The sequence below is a fragment of the Halomonas sp. OfavH-34-E genome (assembly GCF_024124525.1).
GTDB classification, from domain to species: Bacteria; Pseudomonadota; Gammaproteobacteria; order Pseudomonadales; family Halomonadaceae; genus Halomonas; species Halomonas litopenaei.
Genome location: NZ_JAMXRY010000101.1, coordinates 1 through 4,924 on the forward strand (window position 1 = coordinate 1; position 4,924 = coordinate 4,924).

General features: G+C 68.0%; 6 protein-coding genes and 2 pseudogenes. All 8 read right to left on the reverse strand.

Annotated features, from left to right (window positions below; all coding sequences use genetic code 11):
- Positions 1–9: 9 nt before the first annotated feature.
- Positions 10–603: a hypothetical protein gene (locus NH448_RS23100; protein ID WP_253029554.1), complete on the reverse strand. Its 594-nt coding sequence runs from the start codon at positions 601–603 to the stop codon at positions 10–12.
- Positions 593–1,270, reverse strand: a complete 678-nt coding sequence (locus NH448_RS23105) for a hypothetical protein (protein WP_253029555.1) — start codon at positions 1,268–1,270, stop codon at positions 593–595. Before NH448_RS23105 ends, NH448_RS23100 begins: the two co-directional genes overlap by 11 nt.
- Positions 1,267–2,028 carry a hypothetical protein gene (locus NH448_RS23110; RefSeq protein ID WP_253029556.1) on the reverse strand — a complete coding sequence of 254 codons (762 nt, stop codon included), beginning with the start codon at positions 2,026–2,028 and terminating at the stop codon, positions 1,267–1,269. The genes NH448_RS23105 and NH448_RS23110 overlap by 4 nt, the downstream gene beginning before the upstream one ends.
- A 28-nt stretch (positions 2,029–2,056) precedes the next feature.
- Positions 2,057–2,344 carry a hypothetical protein gene (locus NH448_RS23115; RefSeq protein WP_253029557.1) on the reverse strand — a complete coding sequence of 96 codons (288 nt, stop codon included), beginning with the start codon at positions 2,342–2,344 and terminating at the stop codon, positions 2,057–2,059.
- Positions 2,341–2,592 (reverse strand): DNA translocase FtsK, encoded by a 252-nt coding sequence (locus NH448_RS23120; RefSeq protein ID WP_290442947.1) that lies wholly within the window; start codon positions 2,590–2,592, stop codon positions 2,341–2,343. The genes NH448_RS23115 and NH448_RS23120 overlap by 4 nt, the downstream gene beginning before the upstream one ends.
- Positions 2,584–3,504 (reverse strand): annotated as a pseudogene (locus NH448_RS23125) (recombination-associated protein RdgC); the annotation flags it as partial. The gene NH448_RS23120 and the pseudogene NH448_RS23125, both read right to left, overlap by 9 nt.
- Positions 3,505–3,550: 46 nt before the next feature.
- Positions 3,551–4,393 carry a DNA adenine methylase gene (locus tag NH448_RS23130; RefSeq protein WP_253029558.1) on the reverse strand — a complete coding sequence of 281 codons (843 nt, stop codon included), beginning with the start codon at positions 4,391–4,393 and terminating at the stop codon, positions 3,551–3,553.
- A gap of 24 nt (positions 4,394–4,417) precedes the next feature.
- Positions 4,418–4,924: pseudogene (locus NH448_RS23135) on the reverse strand (DNA cytosine methyltransferase); the annotation flags it as partial.

Consider the following 4,924-nt stretch of genomic DNA (forward strand, 5'->3'; position numbering starts at 1 on the left):
GGCGGGTTCTCATGCGGCCCTCCCGTGCTGCCAGTAGCGGAGGGTGACGCCGCGGGCCATGGCCAGCAGCTGGCTGTCCAGCAACTTCACGCGGTGCAGGCGCGGCGCCGGACGAACCTCGCGGGGCATGTAGCCGTGTGCCCTGACGATGCCGTGGCGGTAAGGCTCGATCTCCATCAGGCCGGCGAACTCTGGCAGCTCGCCTTCCTTGACGATCCCTGGCGCTGTCACCATCCAGAAATACGACGGCGGCACCAGGCCGCAGCAGTTCGAGCCGGCCTCGGCCATGCGAGCCGTTTCCTCGGCCCTCGCCTTGGCGTCGGCCAGCGTTTCCGCCCTGGCGAACTTGGCGCAGCGATGTCGACCGTCGTGGCAGCGGCAGTCGCCGCGGATATGGCGCAGCTCGGCCAGCCAGTCGGCGCGGCTGATCTTGATCTCGAAGGCGTGGCCGAGCCGGGCCTTGGTCATCGATGCCACGTCGGCCTCCGGGCCCCACACGGCCCCGCAGTTGGGGACCGTGATCTCGTGCTTGGCGCGATAGCACCAGGCGTAGACGACGTCCTGCACCAGGGCTTCGGTCAGGGGAGGGAGGTCAGCATCCATCCAGCACCTCCCTAGCCCGTCGGCGCTCGGCTTCACCCCTTGTGCGCAAGCACCTTGCCGCGCGCCTGTAAGCAGCCCTTTCGGAGGTGGTGTCCGCGTCAGACTCGTCGCGCTTGAAGTTCAAGGCCTCCTGCTTCAGGACCTCCTCGAGCTTGGCAGCAGCCAGGAATTTCAGCGCCTCCCGGAACTGCTCGACGTAGTTGTCTGTGCAGCGAGCGCCCCAGCTGTTCACCAGGCATTCTTCATCGGGCTCGATGTCGGGAAAGTCTTCGTCTGGCTTCCCCGGCACCATAAGGAGCCTGGATTCGACGGCATGCAGGTACCTGGCGAAACGGGCGGCATTCTCGACGTTTGTCAGCAAGACGCCAGCCGTCCTGGCCGCCTCGCCAATGCCAAACATGCGGCAAATCTTGTCCATCGTCTCGGCCAGGGTGGCGCGCTCTGCCTTCAGCTTCTCCAGCAGTGAATGCACCGGGCCGACAGGGGCCTCTTCACCTTCGTCCACCAGCGCTGCCTTCAGGGCGGTCAGCTCCTCGCAAGCGCTGTGGAAGCAGCCACGCAGCTGGTTGCGGTCCTGCTCCATCTCTACTAGACGGCGGGCCAGCTCATAGGCCGACGTGGTGTCGGCCAGCTGCTGAGCCTTCTCGTGGATCTCGAAGTTGTTCACTTGCCACCAGCCTTGCGCACGGCGCGCGCGACCTTCTGGATGGTGGCCGGGCCGATACCCTTGATGCCGGCCAGGGCCTGGCGCTTCGCCTCGGTGTCGACGTCGGCGAGCATCTCGTAGCCGGCGCCCTCGAGGCGCGTCACGATGTTGTTGGCGAGCTCTAGGTCCTCGACGCGCTGGCAACCGTTGTCCTGGCGCCACTTGGCGGCCAGGCGGCGGGTGGCGCCTCGGATGAAGGCGGCGTGCTGGCCGGCCATGATGCCGTCGATCAAGCCGCAGAAAACGAGCTGGTGATTCTCCGCCTTGTCCAGGGGCTCGCTGCTGACCATGTACCAGCGATCGGGCTCGTGGATGTGCACCTGGTTGAAGGCCAGCTGCACCATGACGCTCTCGTCGTCGTTCTTTATCGTGGCGTGAGGCCCGGGGTCGCTGCCCGGCTTCTCCTCGGCGGCCTTGTCGCGGCGTGCCAGCTCGGCCTCGAGCTGCTGGACGCGCTGCCGGGCCTGGTGGCGAACCTGGGCCAGCTCCTTCTTGCCATCGGCCTTGTCCTTGGCCAGCTTCTCGGCGCGCTCGCGCTGCTGGTCGGCTTCGGCCTTGGCCCTGTCCCGGCCTGCGGCCGCGCTCTCGGCGCGGCGCTCGGCCTTGGCCAGCTCCTGGCGAAGGTCCTGGTTGTCGAGCGCGAGGCGAATCGCCTCGTCGTAGGGGTTGAGTGCGGCGCGCGCGGGCGCGCACTCGCCCACATGGGCGGGTGCGTTCATCGTGATCTCCAGCGGTGGTGAGAAGGCGTCAGGCGCGGTGATTGGCCAGCTGCCGGCGAAGCTCGTGGTTGTCTTCGCAGACGGCCATCACGGCTTCCAGGAAGGTGCTCGGCTTCTTGAGCATGCCGGATCGGCGGATGACCTCGTCCAGGTGGCGGCGCGCCTCCTGTTGATCCTCGAGCTGGCTAAGCTGGTCGAGGCGCTCGGCGAGTCGCGCCTTGTCGTCCTCCAGCTCCTGATTGCGTTGCAGCACCTGCTCGCAGAACGGGCAGTCCGGTGCCTCAGTCGGGGCGGTTGCGTGGGCCAATGACGTCATGACACCTCCTCGAGCACCTTGCGGGTGCCGCTGCTGTCCATGGGTGCGACCACACCCTGTCGCTCCAGGGCCTCGACGAGCCGTGCCGCGCGGTTGTAGCCGAGCTTGAACTTTCGCTGCACGGCAGAGATTGACGCCTTGCCGCTCTCGACCACGAAGCCGCGCACCTCGGCCAGCAGCGGGTCGGGCTCGTCGGTGCCGGGCGCGGCCGAGGCTTCGCCGGCAAGGCTCGGGCCGCCAGCGGGCAGGGCTTCGGCCTCGCCGCCCAGCCACGCGATCAGGCGCTCGACGCACGAGGCCAGCGCTTGGGCCATCAGCAAGAAGTCGGTCTCCAGCCGCACCAGGGCGTCGTCGCCGTCGTCGGCCTGTCCGGCCTCGTCGATCAGGGCATCATCGAACCGCAGCGACTTCAGCGTCAGGTCGTCGTGCAGCACGAAGCTGAGCCGCCCCTCGATCGCCAGGGCCAGCTTGCTGGCCTGGCGCCCGCTTTCGAGCAGCTGCTGCACCTCGTCGGTGTCGAGGTCCAGCTGGCGGGCCCGCACCACGCCGTCGTCACCCTTGGCCTTGAGCTCCACGGTGTCGCCGATCGCCAGGTCTTCGGGGCGGGCGCCTGGATCGCCGAGCCAGGTTGTCATGGCGCGCATGGGCAAGCTGTGAGTGGCCAACGGCGTGACCTTCAGGCTGCCGAGCGATTCGCGCAGCAGGTCCAGCGACTCCTCGGCCCGCTTGCGGCTGCTAGTGTTGATGCCGATCAGCGAGCGCTTGGTGTCCCACCAGACGTCGACCTTCTGGCTGCGCACGAAAGCCCTGGGCAGCAGCTCCTCGTACACCTGCTCCTTGAGCGTGAGCTTCTCTTGGCGACGCAGCTTCCGCTTCTCCTCGGCCTCGATCGCCTCCACTCGCTCCTCGACCTCCTCGCGAACGACGCTGGCCGGCAAGATCCGCTCCTGACGCAGCATGGTCAGTAGGCGATGGCCTTGGAGCTCGTGGCAAAGCTGGCTCCCGTTGCGGCCGGCGGGCGGCACCCAGCCGCAGCGGCGTGCCTCGCTGCCACCCAGCGGCCGATACGCATTCTCGGACAGGGCTTCCTCGAGGCGCTCAAGGCCGAGGATCTCGGCCACGTCGTGCAGGCGATAGAGATGCAGGTGTTTGAACCACATGGTGTTGTCTCCAGATGATGGCCGCCCGGCGGGCGGCGTCAGGGATTCAGGCGGTGGCGAACATGTCGCGCTGGCGTTGGTGCTCAGCCGTTCGGGGTGAGAGCCATAGGCATTCGGTGCGCTTCACCGATCCGAGGCGGCCGGACCCGGATGTCGGGAGCGCCACCCGAGTCCAGCCAGGCAGGCGGTTGTTGTAGAGCGCCGAGTCATAGCCGCTGATCACGACGAAGCCTCTCAGGTGCCTGACGGTGTCCAGCAGGGCCTCGTGGTCTTCGATGGCCATCTCGTGGCGGTAGTAGCGGCTGCTTCCCTGGCTGCGCGTTTCCGGCAGGTAGGGCGGGTCGATGTAGTGCACCGTCTCCCGGGTATCGTGCTGGCCCATGACGTCGATGGCTGGGCGGTTCTCGATGACGACCGACCGAAAGCGGTCGCAGAATGCCGGGATCATGTCGGCGATTCGCGCCCAGGCATGGGCCACGCCGAGGTGGGCGCCGTCCGGTCGCGTGTAAGTCCGCATGCCGGAGTTGCCGCCGCTTGCCCCGGCCGAGCCGAAGCTCGCCCACGAGCGAAACAAGGTTCTCCGGGCCTGCTCGACCGGGTCGCCGTCCGACTCTTGCGAGAGGTCGAACTCGTCGCGAGCATAGGGTGTGAAACGGCAGGCCTGTGCCAGCCGCTCGGCCGATTCAGGGTCGCGCAGCACCCGGAACACGTTGACGACTTCGCCATCCAGGTCGTTGTAGACCTCGGCCGGCGTCGACGGCTTTCGCATCAGCACGCTGGCGGCGCCGCCGAATGGCTCGACGTAGACCTGGTGCCTCGGGAAGTGCTGGATCACCCATTCGGCAATGCGATGCTTGCCGCCGTGGTAGCGCATGACAGGGCAGTGCATGGGCAGCCTCCTTGCAGGGCTGCCTCAGTGGGCAGCCTTGGGATCCGGGGATTCGGGGCGGCGCAGCGACAGGCCGGCGGCGACCTGGCGGACCCAGATGGGCGTTGCGCCCAGGGCGAACGTCTCGCCGCTCCAGGCCAGCAGCAGCGTGGTGCCCATCACGCCGGCGATGGCCTCGGCGGCCGGCGCCGGCACCGCGTTGCCGATGCGTTCGCGCCAGGCGCTGTCATTCAGGCCGTCGAGCTCGAGCTGCTCGGCGGGATCGACGAGGCCTTGCAGCGCGGCGAGCTCGAGCGTCGTGAACGGCCTGTGCCAGGTTCCGTCCAGTGCACGAATCTGGGCGACCAGTCGCTCGTTGGCCGCCGGCAGGTATTCGCCTTCGAGGGGAGGGTGTGCGAGCCCCTGCCGAGGATCGGCAATCGACCAGGGCCCGTTGTCGTGGCCCGCCGATGCCGAGACGGCGCCGCAGGACGCGCGCCAGGGCACCACGCCGTAGTGGCCCGCCGTCAGGTAGTTGCTGCCCTTGCCGCG